This is a genomic window from Undibacterium sp. 5I2 (assembly GCF_035019605.1).
In the GTDB taxonomy this organism is placed as follows: domain Bacteria; phylum Pseudomonadota; class Gammaproteobacteria; order Burkholderiales; family Burkholderiaceae_D; genus Undibacterium.
Genome location: NZ_JASJVS010000041.1, coordinates 1 through 15,882 on the forward strand (window position 1 = coordinate 1; position 15,882 = coordinate 15,882).

Consider the following 15,882-nt stretch of genomic DNA (forward strand, 5'->3'; position numbering starts at 1 on the left):
CGACCGGGCCGTCAAGGCTAGACCAAACCGCTATGCCGTTCGTATTGTGCGAAAAACTGCTTAACTGAACGGCATTAGCGCGATGCCGGCTTTTTCACGTTATTAAGTTGTACAGTCTGGTGTTCAGTCGCGAATTTCCAGCGCCCGATTCAAACTCAGTGCCGCCATCGAACAGGCCGCGCCGGAGAGTAAGTACAGGCTGACATAGGCGAGGCCGAAATGGGAAGACAGACCGAGTGCCACCAGCGGCGCAAACCCTGCACCGACCAGCCATGACAGATCGGACGTCAGGGCCGCACCGGTATAGCGGAATTTGGCGGCAAAGTTAGCGGTCACGGCACCCGCTGCTTGGCCGTAGGAAAGACCGAGCAAGAAGAAACCGAGCAGAATGAAAATATTCTGACCGGTCTCGCCGCCATCGAGCAGGGTAGGCACGAAACCACTGAGCACGGCAATCAGAAACGCCAGTGTGCCTAGCGTATTGCGCCGGCCGAAACGGTCTGCAATCAAGCCCGACAACACCACGCCGACGGCCATGAGCGCTGCACCAGCGACTTGAATATAGAGAAAGGCGCTGAGCGAACGCGGCGAATACAAGGTGATCCATGACAAGGGAAATACTGTTACCAAGTGGAACAGCGCATAACTGGCCAGTGCGGCAAGCGCACCGATGAGGACGTTACGACCTTGGGTACTCGCCAGTTCAACAACATTGGTCGGTTCGAGCTCGCGTTCGTCGAGTAGACGCGCATATTCATTGGTCGACACCAGACGCAGACGTGCAAACAGGGCAACGACATTGATGGCGAAGGCGACATAGAACGGATAGCGCCAGCCCCAAGACAAGAAATCGGCGGCCGAAATGTTGGCAATGAGGAAAGCGAACAGGCTGCCGGCAATCATGAAACCTATTGGCGCACCGAGCTGGCCGAGCATGGCATACCAGCCGCGCTTATTTTGCGGCGCATTAAGGGCAAGCAACGAAGGCAAGCCATCCCACGAGCCACCGAGTGCGATGCCTTGGCCGATACGCAATAGTGACAGCAAGACGATGGAGGTGAAGCCCAGGTGCGAGTAGGTCGGCAAGAAGGCGATGCCGGCGGTGGAAAAACCGAGCAGGATGAGAGCAATAGTCAGCTTGGCTTCGCGCCCGAGTCGTTTCTGTATAGCCATAAAAGCGACCGTCCCGAATGGACGCGCCAAAAAGGCGAAGGAAAAGATAGTAAACGCATAGAGCGTTCCTTCTAACCTTGGCTCGAACGGGAAGAACACGGAAGGGAATACCAAGACCGAGGCGATGGCATAGACAAAGAAATCAAAATACTCGGAAGCCCGGCCGATGATGACGCCAATCGCGATTTCGCCCGGGGCGATGGGGGAGGTGTCGGCATTGAGTTTGCGCGCATGATGCGGCGCGGCGCTTGGTGCTAAGCTATGGGTTTGGGTGCTGATACTTGGCATGATGGTCTCTCGTTTTATAATTAGAGCGCCGGACACTTTGAGCCCTTGCAAAGTTACCTGTAAGGGTAGGACAAAACGTCCAATCGCTAATGCTAGTCAGTCGGAGTACATTAGCACGATTTGGCTCACTTTGGAGTTTCGCAGCATGATTTCCCCACTCGCTCGTCGCGGACTTAGCGTCCTATGCGCTGCACTGTTGGCTGGATGTGACACGATAGTGTTGAATCCGGCCGGCGATATTGCCGCCCAACAAAGTAAGCTCATCGTGGTGTCGACTCTGTTGATGCTGCTGATCATCGTTCCGGTGATCGTGCTGATTGTTTTGTTTGCTTGGCGTTATCGCCAAAGCAACACAGAGGCGCAATATGAGCCAGACTGGGATCATTCGACCAAACTCGAACTGCTGATCTGGGGCGCACCGCTGCTGATTATCATCGCGCTCGGTACGTTGACCTGGATCTCGACGCATACGCTCGATCCATACCGCAATCTGTCGCGCATCGATGCGCAGCGCCCATTGGCACCCGACCATAAGGCCATGCTGGTCGAAGTCGTGGCGCTCGATTGGAAATGGTTGTTCATTTATCCGGAGCTGGGTATTGCCACCGTTAATGAACTCGTGGCACCGGTGGATATGCCGATACGTTTCAAAATTACCGCTTCCACGGTGATGAATTCATTCTACATTCCGGCGCTGGCAGGGCAAATTTATGCCATGCCGGGAATGGAAACCACCCTCAATGCCGTGATCAATCATGTCGGCATTTATGATGGTTTTTCCGCCAACTACAGTGGTGCCGGCTTTTCCGACATGCGTTTCAAGTTTCATGGCATGAACTCGGAAAATTTCGCGCAATGGGTCGCCACCACCAAAGCTAAGACGCCGGTTCTGAATCGCGCCGATTATCTGCAGCTCGAACAGCCTAGCATCAAGGATCCGGTACGCCATTACGGCCGGGTCGATGCTGATCTGTATCACGCCATCGTCAACCGCTGCGTGGCCGAAGGCCAAGTATGCATGGACGAGCTGATGTCGCACGGGATGAACATGAAATCGGCACAAGAAGCCAAAGGCAGCGTTTTGCTCGCGCAAAACCAGAGCAATGGCCGTAATGTCGCTGCAGAAATTTGCACGACGCCCGCAGCTAAGATTGGAAAATAAGAATGTTAGACCAACTAGATTTGACTAAGCTGATCCTCGGCCGTCTGAGCTGGGAAGCGATTCCCTTGCATGAGCCGATTTTGCTGGCGACCTTTGCCATGGTGGCACTGGGCGGCATCGCCGTGCTGTCTTTGATGACTTACTTCCGTCTGTGGGGCCCATTCTGGCGTGATTGGGTGACGAGTATCGATCATAAACGTATCGGTATCATGTATATCGTGCTGGCAATCGTGATGCTGTTGCGTGGATTTGCTGACGCGCTGATGATGCGCGCGCAACAAGCGATGGCCTTCGGCGACTCCGCCGGTTTCTTGCCGCCACACCATTATGATCAAGTGTTTACCGCCCACGGCGTGATCATGATTTTCTTCGTCGCCATGCCCTTGGTGACCGGTTTGATGAACTACGTCGTGCCCTTGCAAATCGGTGCGCGTGACGTTGCCTTCCCTTTCCTCAATAACTTCAGCTTCTGGATGACCACCTTCGGCGGCTTGTTGGTGATGGCTTCTTTGTTCGTCGGTGAATTCGCCCGTACCGGCTGGCTCGCTTATCCGCCTTTGTCGGGTATCTTCGGCAGCCCTGATGTCGGTGTCGATTACTATATATGGTCGCTGCAGATTGCCGGGGTAGGTACCCTGCTGTCGGGTGTCAACTTGGTCGTCACCATCATCAAAATGCGTGCCCCTGGCATGACCATGATGAAGATGCCGGTATTTACCTGGACGGCGCTGTGTACCAATGTGCTCATCGTCGCGGCTTTCCCGGTCTTGACCGCGGTATTGGCGATGTTGTCCTTGGACCGTATGTTCGGCACCAACTTCTTCACTAATGATATGGGCGGCAACGCCATGATGTACGTCAACCTGATCTGGATCTGGGGTCACCCGGAAGTGTATATCCTGGTCTTGCCAGCCTTCGGCGTGTTTTCGGAAATCGTCTCTACTTTCTGCAGCAAACGTCTGTTCGGCTACACCTCGATGGTCTATGCCACCGTGGTCATCACGATCCTGTCTTATCTGGTGTGGTTGCATCACTTCTTCACCATGGGTTCGGGTGCCAGTGTCAACTCGTTCTTCGGCATTACCACGATGATTATTTCCATCCCGACCGGGGCGAAGATTTTCAACTGGTTGTTTACCATGTACCGCGGCCGTATCCGCTTCGAAGTACCGATGTTGTGGACCATAGGTTTCATGATCACCTTCGTCATCGGTGGTATGACCGGCGTGTTGTTGGCGGTACCACCAGCCGACTTCGTGTTGCATAACAGTTTGTTCTTGATCGCCCATTTCCATAACGTGATCATCGGCGGTGTGGTGTTCGGTATGTTCGCCGGTATCAATTACTGGTTCCCGAAAGCCTTCGGTTACAAGCTCGATGATTTCTGGGGTAAATGCAGTTTCTGGTTCTGGACTATCGGCTTTTACTTCGCCTTCATGCCGCTGTACGTGCTCGGTCTGATGGGTGTGACGCGTCGTCTCAGTCACTTCGAAGATCCGTCGCTGCAAATCTGGTTCCAAATCGCCGCGTTCGGTGCCGTACTGATTGCTCTTGGTATCGCCTCGTTCATCATTCAGTTGTTCGTCAGTTACCAACGTCGTGCCACTTTGCGCGATTTCACCGGCGATCCATGGGGCGGCCGTACGCTGGAATGGTCGACTTCATCACCACCACCGGCTTATAACTTTGCCTTTACGCCGATGGTGCATGATAACGATGCCTGGGCTGATATGAAAGCCAACGGCTATGTGCGTCCGACCAGTGATTTCCTGGCCATTCACATGCCTAAGGATACCGGTGCCGGTGTGATCATTGCTGCGCTCAGTGCTGTTTGCGGCTTTACCTTGATCTGGCAAATGTGGTTGCCGGCCGTATTGGGTTTCATCGCCCTGATGGCAGCCATCATTGTTCACACTTTTAATTACAATCGCGATTACCACATCTCGGCGGACGAAGTTGTCCGTACTGAAGCGGAACGCACACGTTTGTTAGCCAGCCATGTCTGATATCTCTACTTTGTCCCACGCACCCGCCGGTAACCGTTACTTCGTGCGCGAACACCATCCGGAAAACGGTACCTTGCTCGGTTTCTGGCTCTACCTGATGAGCGATTGCCTGATCTTCGCCTGTCTGTTCGCTACCTATGCGGTACTCGGTCGTAACTACGCCGGCGGTCCTACCGGTGCCGAATTGTTTGATTTGCCACTGGTGGCGGTTAACACTTCGCTGCTCTTGCTGTCGTCGATCACCTACGGCTTTGCCATGTTGGAAGCGCAGAAAGATCGTTTGCGCAATACCATGCTGTGGTTGGCTGTCACCGGCTTGCTCGGTGCCGGATTCATCTATTTTGAGTTGTATGAATTCGTGCATCTGATACAAGAAGGTGCCGGTCCACAGCGCAGCGGCTTTTTGACCTCCTTCTTTGCCCTCGTCGGTACCCATGGTTTGCACGTCAGTTTCGGTATTATCTGGCTCATCACTTTGCTGTTCCAATTGAAAAAGCATGGCTTGAGCACCGAGAATCGTCGTCGCTTGATGTGTTTGTCGATGTTCTGGCATTTCCTTGACGTGATCTGGATCGGCGTCTTCACCTTTGTCTACTTGATGGGAGTATTGCCATGAGCGCACATCACGACACGGCCGACCACGGCCAGCACCACGGCCATGCTGGGCATGGTGAGCATGCTGACCACGGCAGTTTGAAAACCTATGCGACCGGCTTTATCCTGGCCGTGATACTCACCGCCATTCCATTTTGGCTGGTGATGGGCAAAGTGTTTGATAAATCGAGCACGACCGGATTTATCTTGCTTGCCTTCGCGGCGGTGCAAATCGTCGTGCACATGGTGTATTTTCTGCACATGAATACCAAGTCAGAAGGTGGTTGGACCATGCTGGCGCTGTTGTTTACCATTATGGTGGTGGTGATTATGTTGGCCGGTTCCCTGTGGGTCATGTATCACCTCAATAATAATATGATGCCGGGTGCCAATCATGAAACGACACCGGAATCGATACACATCAGCACGCCCGTCGAACCTATGAAAAACATGAACACCATGCCATGAGTTTGCCTTCTGAGATAGCCGTTTCCGCTACGGCGGAAGCGCTGCTCGATCAACCCCGCTCCCGGTTTGCGCGCAGCTTGCTCGCAATCTGTGCGGGGTTGTTATTTTTGTGCTTTCTTGGTTTGGGCAGTTGGCAAGTCCAACGCCTGAGCTGGAAGTTGCAACTGATCGAACGCGTGACGCAACGCGTGCATGCGCCGGCATTAGCCGCGCCGGAACCGGCCGAGTGGCCGCAGATCAGCGCTGCCAGCCATGAATACCTGCATGTAAACGTGCGTGGCAAGCTGCTGCCGCAGTACACCAGTTTATCGCTGGCATCGACCGAACTCGGCGGCGGCTTCTGGGTGATGACACCGTTACGTGATGCCGGAGGACGGACTTTTTTCATTAACCGCGGCTTCATTCCCAGCGCCGGGGCGCAGCAATTCCTCGCTGATCAACGGCAGCAGCCGGAGCAGCCTGCCGTGGTGCTCGGTTTACTGCGTCTGAGCGAACCGGGTGGTGGCTTTCTGAGGCATAACGATGCCCGCGCCGAACGTTGGTTTTCACGCGATGTCGCGGCCTTGGCCAGCTTTCATGGCTTGAGTGCGGTCGCACCATTCTTCATCGATGCCGACCGCAGCACAGCCGCTGCGGCCCTTGTGTCCGAACCGGTGGCTGGCTTGACCGTGATTCATTTCCATAACAATCATCTGGTGTATGCGCTGACTTGGTATGCTTTGGCTGCGATGGTAGCCGCCGGCTATCTGTTTGTCGCACGCGCCGACCGCCGTCTGCGCCGTCAGCAAGGGGGCAGCGCGCATGAAACTATCGATTCCTGACCTGGTCAGCAGTGCCACCAACGCGCGCCTGATGCCCGGTTTTGACAGATCTACCGGTCATAAAAACATGTTGCAGCTGATACACCTGCGCTGGATTGCCGTGTTCGGTCAAATGTCGACGATCGCCTTGGTCACGCTCGGTTTCGGCATGCAGTTGCCCTTGCTGCCTTTGCTATATGTCTTGGCGGCGTTGATTACCTTTAATATCGGCAGTCACTTGCGTTGGCATGAAGAGGTCAGCGTCTCGAATCGAGAATTGTTTTTGGCCATGCTGGTAGACGTGGCAATACTGACGGCACAGTTGTATCTGTGCGGCGGAACCAGTAATCCCTTCGCTTTTTTGTACCTGCTGCAGATCATTCTTGGTGCCATGTTGTTGCAAGCGCGTTCGACTTGGTTGATCGTTGTCATTACCAGTGCCTGCTTGTTTGCGCTGTCGTTCTTCAATGTCCCTCTACAATGGCCGGCCGGACAGTTCAACAGTGTTTCCGAGTTATACCGCGATGGCATGATCATTTGCTTCGTGCTCAATGCTGCCCTGCTGGTGTTTTTTCTGACTCGTATCAGCGCCAATTTGCGCAGTCGCGATGCCGAACTGGCCATGCTGCAGCAGCAAGCCATCGCCGAGGAACATATCGTCAGGATGGGTTTGCTCGCTTCCGGTGCCGCCCATGAACTCGGCACACCGCTGGCGACGCTGGCGGTCATACTGGGTGATTGGCGGCGCATGCCGAGCTTGAACCAAGATCCGGAACTGCTCGAAGAAATCAGCGAGATGCAAAGACAGATACAGCGTTGCAAGAGCATAGTCAGCGGCGTTCTGTTATCTGCTGGTGAAGCACGTGGCGAGTCGGCGCTCAAAACCACATTGCATACTTTCGTGCGCGAAGTCGTGGAGGAGTTTCGCGCCACACGTCCGGTCCTTGAATTTTATTTCGATAACCAAATTGTCGATGACCTACCTATGGTCAGCGATTCCGTACTCAAGCAAATGATCTGCAATTTGCTCGACAATGCGCTCGAAGCTTCCCCTTCTTGGGTGGCGTTGGCGGTCGCCTGTCTCAATGGCCAACTGCAAATCGTCGTCAGTGATCATGGTGCCGGGTTTGCCTCGACCATACTCGATACCCTAGGTCAACCTTATCAGTCGACCAAAGGGCGGCCCGGCAGTGGGCTGGGAATCTTCTTTGTCGTCAATGTGGTGCGCAAATTAGGTGGCACGATTGAGGCGCGCAACGGCACCGCCGGCGCAATTGTCACGATTCTGCTACCCTTGTCAGGATTCATCTTATAAGAGGTAAGTGTATTATGCCGTCCCATCGTCTGTTGCTCATCATTGAAGACGATACCGCATTCGCCCGCACGCTGGTGCGCTCGTTCGAACGACGCGAATATACTGTCCTGCATGCAGTGAGCTTGGAACAAACCGAGGCCTTGCTGCTGCTGCATAAGCCGCAGTATGCCGTGGTCGATTTGAAAATCAGCGGTCATGCGTCCGGCTTAGCTTGCGTGCAGCTATTGCATCAGCATAATCCCGCCATGCTGATTGTGGTGCTGACCGGTTTTGCCAGCATTGCCACCGCAGTAGAAGCCGTCAAGCTTGGTGCCTGCCAGTATTTGGCCAAGCCTTCCAATACCGATGACATCGAAATGGCTTTCGGGCATGTTGCTGGCGTTGCCGCGCCCGAATTGACGGCGCGCGCGACCTCGATCAAGACCTTGGAATGGGAACGCATTCATGAAGTATTGGTAGAAACCGACTTCAATATTTCAGAAGCGGCGCGCCGACTCGGTATGCATCGGCGCACATTGGCGCGCAAACTAGGCAAGCAACAGGTGAAATAAGCGCCGTGCCGGCAATTGTCTGCAATCTAAGCCGCGCGCAAGCGGCTTGATCGCCTATACTAAGGTAACGCTTGCATTCGCTGGTGTTTTTTCAGGAGCAAGATCATGAGTAAAGTCGTCAAAACGAATAAAGAAAGTAAGAAACAAGCTTTATTGTCGCCGAAAGAAAAGAAAGCGGCCAAAGATGCGAAAAAGAGCAACTCTACCGCAGTCGGCGGTGCTTGGAAGCCAAGCTGACAGACTTGTTTCTACACCGCGCTGCCTCGCTCGATGGGCATGCGTCGCCGCGGTGTAGCGCTGCATCCGTTACAGGGCGTGGTGACATGCAGTTCAGAACTGTTTAATGAACTAATTTAATCAGCAAGCCGCCGATCAGGCTTGTTTGCAGTATCCCTACGCCGACGGCCCAGCGTATTAATTCGCTTTTTAGCTCGGCAATTTTCTGATCGATTGTGGCATCGAGTCTGGCTTCCAGATTATCAATCTTTGCATCGAGTCTGGCTTCCAGATTATCAATCTTTGCATCGAGTCTGGACTCAATGTGATCAATTTTTGCCTCGAGTTTGGCCTCAACTTGATCAATCTTTGTATCGAGTTTGGCCTCAACTTGATCAATCTTTGCCTCGAGTTTGGCCTCAACTTGATCAATCTTTGCATTGAGTTTGGCCTCAACTTGATCAATCTTTGCACTGAGTTTGGCCTCAACTTGATCAATCTTTGCACTGAGTTTGGCCTCAACTTGATCAATCTTTGTATCGAGTTTGGCCTCAACTTGATCAATCTTTGCATCTAAATTATCAATTTTTGTCTCGAGCTTATCCATCCGTGCATCGAGCTTATTCAAGGTGGTTTGCAGCGCAAGGAAATACTGCCCGATATCGACCTTGTGACAAAATTGTTCAGTAATTTTTTTGTCTTCGGCATCGATTGCTTCGACCAGTAAAGCTGCGTGGACTTTGGCTTGGTTAGTCGGCACTCCGGTATTTTCCAGAGATTCGACCATTTTCAGCGTATCAAACAGACAGGTAGACATACAGACTCCGAGCTAACGCGATTTCATCGCGCTCATAAGTCTATTGTATGAAATTTTTCGGAAAAATAAAACTGCTGCCGACCAGCGGTCGATCAGACTGCGCGCGCTTGTCCGCCGGAAACTCTTTCGTGGCCCGGCAGGTCGCGCCAACTGCTCACTGAGGTAAAGCCAGCCGCTGACAGCAAATCGCGCACGGCGGCAGCTTGGTCGTAGCCGTGTTCGAGCAAGAGCCAACCGTCGGGACTGAGATGGGCGCGTGCAGCACCGATGATGTGACGGTAAGCGAGCAAACCATCGCCATGATCGGTCAGTGCATCGAGCGGTTCAAAGCGCAAATCGCCTTGGCTCAGATGGGGGTCGCCGGCGACGATATAGGGTGGGTTGCTGACGATGCTTGCGAAGCGGCGAGTGCTGACGGCAGCAAACCAATCACTGTGCAGCAGTTCGAGTTCGGTCTGTGGCAGCAGTTCTTGCGCATTCTGGCGTGCTACATCGAGCGCCGCCATGCTACGATCGAGCGCCGTCACGCTCAAATCGCTGCGTTGGCTGGCGATAGCAATGGCGATGGCACCGGAGCCAGTACCCAGGTCGAGCAGGGTGGAATGCGGTGCCGCGTGGGCCAAGGCCAAGTCGACTAATAATTCGGTATCGGCGCGCGGGATCAATACTGCCGGCGTGGTGTGAAAAGACAGCCCGTAAAATTCGCGCCTGCCAGTCAGGTAGGCGATCGGTTCACCGGCTTGCCGCCGCCTTACCAAGGCTTCAAATTGCGCCGCTTGGCTGGTACTGAGCAGGGTTTCCGAGCGCGTGATCAATTCAATCCGTGACAGGCCGCTGGCATGCATGAGTAAGCTGCGCGCCTCGAGCCGCTCAAGTGGCGCACTGCGTTCGCAGGCGGCAACGCTGGCCGGAACGGGCACGCAGTACTGCATCAGCGGTGCCGTCCAAACAAGCCGGTTTTTTCACGCGAGAAAAACAGAAAAAGCAAAGTTATTGTAATAGCGCAAAACCATAACAGCGCCCACGCCGGCACCGACAACCCGAGGGTAGGCGGGTAGGGGGTATCGCACAAACCGTCGGCACGGAACAGGGTCGGCCACCACTGCGAAAGAAAAATTTTATTAAGGCCGGTTTCCAGCGGATCGATGCCACATGATAATTCCGGGTTGGCCAATAAATGTACATGTTTGGCCGCCATCCCTACGCCGGTGAAAGCCGCCAGCGTTGCCAAGCCAATACTGACGCGGCGCGCACCGCGCGGCATGGCCGCGGCGATTAAGCAAAACAGGGCAATGGCGAGAAAAGCATAGCGCTGCATCACGCACCAAGGGCAAGGCAGCATGTGCTTGACCACTTGCAGATACAGTGCAGCAGCGATGAGTGCGACGCAAACGGTGGCAATGCCGAGTAAAACAGGTTTCGAAGAATGCATGGAGGGTCGTCCGGAAAATGAGAGCGGTTGCCAGCTTACACTCTTTTAAAAGCGTATGCTCACGCGAAGGCTCAGGTTAGCGAGGATAGGCTTGCCCCGAAGTATTTATTGTTCGCCTAATTCAGCCAGTAACTCGGCTTGGTGCTCGGCGATGAGGGTATTGCTTAATTCGCTCAAATCACCATCCATGATGAAGTCGAGTTTGTACAGCGTCAGATTGATACGATGATCACTCAGGCGACCTTGCGGGAAATTATAGGTGCGGATACGTTCGCTGCGGTCGCCGGAGCCGATCAAACTTTTGCGAGTGGCCGCTTCCTTGGCTTGTTTCTCGCGCAATTGGCCATCCATGATGCGCGTGGCTAACACGCGCAGCGCCTGTGCTTTGTTTTGATGTTGACTGCGACCATCTTGGCATTCGACCACGATACCGGTCGGCAGATGCGTCAGTCGCACGGCCGAGTCGGTTTTATTGATATGTTGCCCACCTGCACCACTGGCGCGGAAGGTATCGATACGTAGGTCGGCATTATTGATGATGACATCGGCCAGTTCATCGGCTTCCGGCATCACGGCCACAGTGCAGGCCGAAGTGTGAATACGGCCTTGGGTTTCGGTGGTCGGTACCCGTTGCACACGATGACCACCTGATTCAAATTTGAGTTTGGAATAGGCCCCGGCACCGGCGATACGCACGATGACTTCTTTGTAACCCCCCAGTTCTGAGGGAGATTCAGACATCATTTCGACTTGCCAGCGATTACGTTCGGCATAGCGACTGTACATGCGTAGCAAGTCACCGGCAAACAGCGCGGCTTCATCACCGCCGGTACCGGCGCGTATTTCCAACAAAATGTTGCGCTCGTCATTAGGATCTTTCGGCAACAACATTTTCTGTAATTCACTCTCTAGCGTGCTCATGCTGGCTTTTGCCAGTTCGATTTCATCGAGGGCGAAGGCTTTCATATCGGGGTCGCTGAGCATATCTTGCGCTTCTTCCAGATTGGCTTGCGCTTGCAGATAGTTTTTGTACAGTGCCACCAAGGGGTCGAGCTCGGCATGCTCACGAGTGAGTTTGCGATACGTTTCCATATCAGCGGTGACATTTTCTTGCATCAGTAAATGGCCAACTTCATCAAGGCGTAGAGCGAGTTGATCTAGTTTGGAAAGCAAAGAGGGTTTCATACGGGGCCTGCAGAAAAGGGTAAAGTCCGACGGTGGCCGGGCGCTGTCGCTTTGGCTTGGCAACAGTAAGGGCCGCAACAAGGCGGCAGGGCACAGTATACGTCGCTAACGGCGGGTGCGGAATAATTGCGGTAACACTGCCGCCAAACGGGCGCGTTCATCGCCGCTGGCTTGGTGCAGGGCCTGTTGCGGGCCATGGAGGAATTTGGCAGTGATGCCTTTGGAAAGCGCTTCGAGTACGGCATCGATATCGTCACCGCGCGCCAACATTTTGCGCGCCCGTTCGAGTTCGCCAAGGCGCAGTTGTTCACTGCTTTCTTGTAAGTCTTGAATCAAGGGCACGACGGCACGCCCATCGAGCCAGTGCATGAACGATTGCACCCGGGTTTCGATAATGGCTTCCGCTTGCACGACCGCTGCTTGTCGCCCTTCAATTCCGGTCTGTACCACGCTGCCGAGGTCGTCGACGGTATACAAAAACACATCATCGAGTTGGGCAACTTCGGCTTCTATATCACGCGGCACGGCCAAGTCGACCATGAACACCGGCCGATGTTTGCGCGCTTTGATTACGCGTTCGACCAAGCCGAGGCCGATGATGGGCAGCGAAGATGCCGTACAAGAAATAATAATATCGAATTGCGCCAATTGTTGCGGTAAATCCGCTAAGCGTATCGCCTGACCATTGAAACGATGCGCCAAGGTTTCGCCACGCTCAAGAGTGCGGTTGGCGATCGTCAGCGACTTTGGATTTTGTGCCGCAAAGTGCGTGGCACAGAGTTCTATCATTTCGCCGGCACCAATGAAGAGCACATGTTGGTCGGAAATTTTATCGAAAATGCGTTGCGACAAACGTACCGCAGCGGCCGCCATCGATACGCTGTGCGCACCGATTTCCGTATTGCTGCGGACTTCCTTGGCGACGGCAAAAGTACGCTGAAACATTTGGTGCAGATAGGTGCCGAGTCCGCCGGCCGCATCGGCTTGACGGACAGCATCTTTCATTTGCCCCAGTATTTGCGGCTCGCCAAGCACCATCGAATCCAGCCCGGAGGCGACGCGAAAGGCATGGCGCACGGCATTATCTTGCGGCAATGTGTACAAGTGCGGACGCAGATCGGCGTAAGGCAAGTGATGATAATCGGCTAAAAAATGTGCGGTGGCATCAATTGGATTGCTCGCCGCGCAGGCCGCATATAACTCGGTGCGGTTGCAGGTAGACAAGATTGCTGCCTCATTATTGCGTGCGGAAGTGCCTACCAAGGCGGACTGATTACCAAACCATGCCCGCGCTGCCGCCACCGCCAGCGCAATTTGCTCGGGCGGGAAGGCGACTTTTTCGCGCAGTGACAGCGGCGCAGTCGTATGGTTGAGTCCGACGGCAGTGAGTTGCATGCAATAGTGAGCCAACGAGAATTAAGCCACCATTATAGCGCGTAGTAGCAGAGATATTTCATTTCCCCATGTTTGATCCAGCTCAAAGGTCGGATGCAGGGAGGGTGATCAGAAAGCTGCTACCCTCGTTGGGCGCGCTGGTCACACTGATCTGTGCGTGGTGGCGGTCGAGTACAGCTTTGACAAACACCATGCCCAAGCCCACTCCATCGTTTTTCGGTTGCTCGCCATGGCTGATGCGCTGAAACCGTTGAAACAAGCGGCTTTGCTCGGCGCGCGGGATGCCATAGCCTTGGTCGCTGATGCGGCAAAGAATTTCTCGGTGCGCCAATTCTTGTTTTATTGACAGCGCACAAGTGATCGTCGTATCGCGTGGACTATATTTGATGGCATTCGAGAGCAAGTTCGTCAGTGTCCGTGTCATCAGACTGCGGTCTATCCGTACCGGAAAGTCAGCACCGTCGACTTTGGTGTCGATGCGGATGTTTTTGCTGCGCGCTAAGGACCACATTTCTTCGCTGGCATCGAGCAAGACATCTTGAAAATCCATCTCTTCAAAACGATAATCCTGTGATTCTGCGCGTGCTAATTGCACAAAATTATCGGCCAGAGCCAAGGTGATGCGTGAAGCTTTTTCTATGCGCAGCATGAATTCTTCGGCCGGCAAGGCGGTAGCGGCATCTTTTTGCAATTCCAATAGAGCCAGAATCGATGCTTGTGGCGCGCGCATATCATGCGAAATGAAATGCAAAGTCTCATCGCGGCTGCGCTCGGCGGCGCGGATGGCGGTCAGATCGAGCAAACTGACGATCCAGCCGATCAGGCGATGCTGTGCGTTATAGCAAGGCGCGCTCTTGATTAACATATCATGCTGCTGAGGATCGCGTACCTCTATGCCTTGCTGCATATTTTGAGTATGTTGCAGGTCAAGGATATCCCACCAACTGAAACTGTGGGTCGGGTCGGCGCTGCGGTCTTGCGGCGGTGTCATCGAGGCGAACAAATAAGGCAGTAAAGAATCATCCACTTGTGGGAAGCCCAAACTGAGGAAATAGCTGCGCGCCGCTTGGTTCGACAATAAGACGTTGCCATCGACCGTGGTAACCAGAGTCGCATCGGGCAGACTGGCCAAGCTGTCGCTGACAAATTGACGCAAATCACGCACGCGGCCGGCGGCGACACGCATCAGATTAATTTTCTGTTCCAGAGCATCAGTGCTGCGCACCACAGCTATCTCATCATTGAATTCCGGCAGCAGATGCGGCTCTTGTTCGAGCAAGTCGAATTCCTCGCCGAGATAATTGATTGCGGCTTCCAAACGCCGCCAACTCCAGAGCGGATAAGCAATCAGTAACACCAGCAAAGCGGCCGACGGTGCCAGCCAGAGACCGGCAAACCGCAAGGCCAAGTAAGCTACCAGCAAGGTGACGGCAAACAGTACGACGATGCTCAGCAAGGCCTGACGCGGCGACATCCAGCGCAAGCTCAGTAAGGCCAGCAGTACTGGCAGCAAGTTGTACAGCATGGTGTCGCTGGTGTCGGCGAACCGGATTGCACGTTCATCGAGCAGACTGGCCAAGATGTTGGCGTTGATCTCTATGCCCGAGACGACGCCGGTCGTGCCTGATACTGGGGTCGGAAAGGAATCGGCCATGCCGGCGGCGGTGGCACCGATCAGTATATATTTATCTTTGAAAAAGCGCGCCGGTACTTCACCACGCAATACCGATACATACGGCACCGCTTGGAAATGACCATGTCCGCCGGAAAAAGCAATGTGCATCTGATAGTCGCGTTGCCAGGCACCGCTGCTCGGCGTCGCCTCGCGGGCCGCCGCGGGCCTGCGTTGTCCCGGTAAATAGCGCTCGGTACCGACGGCGGCTTGTTGTCCCACATCTTTGAGTGCCAGAGCAAAATGCGGCCACCACTGGCCTTGGCTGCCCTCACGTAAAAATACGCTGCGGGCGACGCCGTCGGCATCGAGTTCCAGATGAATATGACCAAGCTCGCGTGCCGCGTCGGCCAACAAGGCAATCGGTCGGCTGACTTGCAGGCCATTGCCTACGCTCGAGGATACCAAGGGCAGTACGACTTTGTTGCTTTCTATGAGCGCTTGTGCCAGCGCCTGATCGCCACCCAATGGCAGATCGCCGGCACTGGTCTCGCTTTCATTGAAGAGGATATCAAAGCCGATGGCTTTGGCTTCGGTGGCATGGAGTTGCTTGAGCAAATCGGCATGACGCTGGCGCGGCCATGGCCATTTGCCGAGTTCTGCCAAACTGTAGTCATCGATGCCGATGAGGATGATATCGCTGCGTGCCGGCTGCGGCATCAGTTGCATGGCACGGTCGTACAGCCCGAGGTCGATGCGCGCAAGATTTTTCAGACCACTCACTGCCGCACACAGGCTCAGCAGTAAGACCCCGAGCAGCAGCCACTCGCGTCGTGCGATGCGTTCGGTTGCTGGGCTAGCTGCCATG

At 54.3% G+C, this 15,882-nt stretch carries 15 protein-coding genes; 8 read left to right on the plus strand and 7 right to left on the minus strand.

Features of this window, described 5'->3' with window-relative positions; all coding sequences use genetic code 11:
* Positions 1-123: 123 nt before the first annotated feature.
* Positions 124-1,461, minus strand: coding sequence for an MFS transporter (locus QN359_RS13960; protein WP_322250636.1), 1,338 nt, complete (start codon positions 1,459-1,461; stop codon positions 124-126).
* Positions 1,462-1,606: 145 nt separating this feature from the next.
* On the opposite strand from QN359_RS13960, the gene cyoA reads away from it, so the two are divergent.
* The 8 genes from cyoA to QN359_RS14000 all read left to right on the plus strand — a co-directional run bounded on the left by cyoA (position 1,607) and on the right by QN359_RS14000 (position 8,594).
* Positions 1,607-2,623, plus strand: a complete 1,017-nt coding sequence (gene cyoA / locus QN359_RS13965; RefSeq protein ID WP_322250637.1) for a ubiquinol oxidase subunit II — start codon at positions 1,607-1,609, stop codon at positions 2,621-2,623.
* 2 nt (positions 2,624-2,625) lie between these two features.
* The gene (gene cyoB, locus QN359_RS13970) at positions 2,626-4,629 is read left to right on the plus strand and encodes a cytochrome o ubiquinol oxidase subunit I (RefSeq protein ID WP_322250638.1); all 2,004 of its coding nucleotides are present in this window, start codon (positions 2,626-2,628) and stop codon (positions 4,627-4,629) included.
* The gene (gene cyoC, locus QN359_RS13975) at positions 4,622-5,245 is read left to right on the plus strand and encodes a cytochrome o ubiquinol oxidase subunit III (protein WP_322250639.1); all 624 of its coding nucleotides are present in this window, start codon (positions 4,622-4,624) and stop codon (positions 5,243-5,245) included. The genes cyoB and cyoC overlap by 8 nt, the downstream gene beginning before the upstream one ends.
* Entirely contained in the window at positions 5,242-5,691 is a 450-nt protein-coding gene (gene cyoD, locus QN359_RS13980; RefSeq protein WP_322250640.1) for a cytochrome o ubiquinol oxidase subunit IV, read from the plus strand. Before cyoC ends, cyoD begins: the two co-directional genes overlap by 4 nt.
* Entirely contained in the window at positions 5,688-6,512 is an 825-nt protein-coding gene (locus QN359_RS13985; RefSeq protein ID WP_322250641.1) for an SURF1 family protein, read from the plus strand. Before cyoD ends, QN359_RS13985 begins: the two co-directional genes overlap by 4 nt.
* A gap of 31 nt (positions 6,513-6,543) precedes the next feature.
* Positions 6,544-7,806: an ATP-binding protein gene (locus QN359_RS13990; protein ID WP_322251070.1), complete on the plus strand. Its 1,263-nt coding sequence runs from the start codon at positions 6,544-6,546 to the stop codon at positions 7,804-7,806.
* Positions 7,807-7,820: 14 nt separating this feature from the next.
* On the plus strand, positions 7,821-8,357 hold the full coding sequence (locus QN359_RS13995; protein ID WP_322250642.1) for a response regulator transcription factor: 537 nt from the start codon (positions 7,821-7,823) through the stop codon (positions 8,355-8,357).
* A gap of 105 nt (positions 8,358-8,462) precedes the next feature.
* Positions 8,463-8,594, plus strand: coding sequence for a hypothetical protein (locus QN359_RS14000; protein WP_322250643.1), 132 nt, complete (start codon positions 8,463-8,465; stop codon positions 8,592-8,594).
* Between the two features lie 103 nt (positions 8,595-8,697).
* On the opposite strand, the gene QN359_RS14005 is transcribed toward QN359_RS14000, so the two are convergent.
* The 6 genes from QN359_RS14005 to QN359_RS14030 form a co-directional block, all read right to left on the minus strand.
* Positions 8,698-9,390 carry a coiled-coil domain-containing protein gene (locus QN359_RS14005; RefSeq protein WP_322250644.1) on the minus strand — a complete coding sequence of 231 codons (693 nt, stop codon included), beginning with the start codon at positions 9,388-9,390 and terminating at the stop codon, positions 8,698-8,700.
* A 92-nt stretch (positions 9,391-9,482) separates the two neighbouring features.
* On the minus strand, positions 9,483-10,322 hold the full coding sequence (gene prmC / locus QN359_RS14010) for a peptide chain release factor N(5)-glutamine methyltransferase (RefSeq protein WP_322250645.1): 840 nt from the start codon (positions 10,320-10,322) through the stop codon (positions 9,483-9,485).
* Positions 10,322-10,822 (minus strand): disulfide bond formation protein B, encoded by a 501-nt coding sequence (locus QN359_RS14015; protein WP_322250646.1) that lies wholly within the window; start codon positions 10,820-10,822, stop codon positions 10,322-10,324. The genes prmC and QN359_RS14015 overlap by 1 nt, the downstream gene beginning before the upstream one ends.
* A 105-nt stretch (positions 10,823-10,927) precedes the next feature.
* Positions 10,928-12,007, minus strand: coding sequence for a peptide chain release factor 1 (gene prfA / locus QN359_RS14020; protein ID WP_322250647.1), 1,080 nt, complete (start codon positions 12,005-12,007; stop codon positions 10,928-10,930).
* Positions 12,008-12,112: 105 nt separating this feature from the next.
* Entirely contained in the window at positions 12,113-13,402 is a 1,290-nt protein-coding gene (hemA, locus tag QN359_RS14025) for a glutamyl-tRNA reductase (protein ID WP_322250648.1), read from the minus strand.
* Positions 13,403-13,484: 82 nt separating this feature from the next.
* Positions 13,485-15,881, minus strand: coding sequence for a CHASE2 domain-containing protein (locus tag QN359_RS14030; protein ID WP_322250649.1), 2,397 nt, complete (start codon positions 15,879-15,881; stop codon positions 13,485-13,487).
* Position 15,882: the final 1 nt, after the last annotated feature.

What these genes read in the sequence shown, in the direction of transcription:
- QN359_RS13960 (WP_322250636.1), bottom strand. Translation starts at nt 1,461, where the DNA reads ATGCCAAGTATCAGCACCCAAACCCATAGCTTAGCACCAAGCGCCGCG.
- cyoA (WP_322250637.1), top strand. Translation starts at nt 1,607, where the DNA reads ATGATTTCCCCACTCGCTCGTCGCGGACTTAGCGTCCTATGCGCTGCA.
- cyoB (WP_322250638.1), top strand. Translation starts at nt 2,626, where the DNA reads ATGTTAGACCAACTAGATTTGACTAAGCTGATCCTCGGCCGTCTGAGC.
- cyoC (WP_322250639.1), top strand. Translation starts at nt 4,622, where the DNA reads ATGTCTGATATCTCTACTTTGTCCCACGCACCCGCCGGTAACCGTTAC.
- cyoD (WP_322250640.1), top strand. Translation starts at nt 5,242, where the DNA reads ATGAGCGCACATCACGACACGGCCGACCACGGCCAGCACCACGGCCAT.
- QN359_RS13985 (WP_322250641.1), top strand. Translation starts at nt 5,688, where the DNA reads ATGAGTTTGCCTTCTGAGATAGCCGTTTCCGCTACGGCGGAAGCGCTG.
- QN359_RS13990 (WP_322251070.1), top strand. Translation starts at nt 6,544, where the DNA reads ATGCCCGGTTTTGACAGATCTACCGGTCATAAAAACATGTTGCAGCTG.
- QN359_RS13995 (WP_322250642.1), top strand. Translation starts at nt 7,821, where the DNA reads ATGCCGTCCCATCGTCTGTTGCTCATCATTGAAGACGATACCGCATTC.
- QN359_RS14000 (WP_322250643.1), top strand. Translation starts at nt 8,463, where the DNA reads ATGAGTAAAGTCGTCAAAACGAATAAAGAAAGTAAGAAACAAGCTTTA.
- QN359_RS14005 (WP_322250644.1), bottom strand. Translation starts at nt 9,390, where the DNA reads ATGTCTACCTGTCTGTTTGATACGCTGAAAATGGTCGAATCTCTGGAA.
- prmC (WP_322250645.1), bottom strand. Translation starts at nt 10,322, where the DNA reads ATGCAGTACTGCGTGCCCGTTCCGGCCAGCGTTGCCGCCTGCGAACGC.
- QN359_RS14015 (WP_322250646.1), bottom strand. Translation starts at nt 10,822, where the DNA reads ATGCATTCTTCGAAACCTGTTTTACTCGGCATTGCCACCGTTTGCGTC.
- prfA (WP_322250647.1), bottom strand. Translation starts at nt 12,007, where the DNA reads ATGAAACCCTCTTTGCTTTCCAAACTAGATCAACTCGCTCTACGCCTT.
- hemA (WP_322250648.1), bottom strand. Translation starts at nt 13,402, where the DNA reads ATGCAACTCACTGCCGTCGGACTCAACCATACGACTGCGCCGCTGTCA.
- QN359_RS14030 (WP_322250649.1), bottom strand. Translation starts at nt 15,881, where the DNA reads ATGGCAGCTAGCCCAGCAACCGAACGCATCGCACGACGCGAGTGGCTG.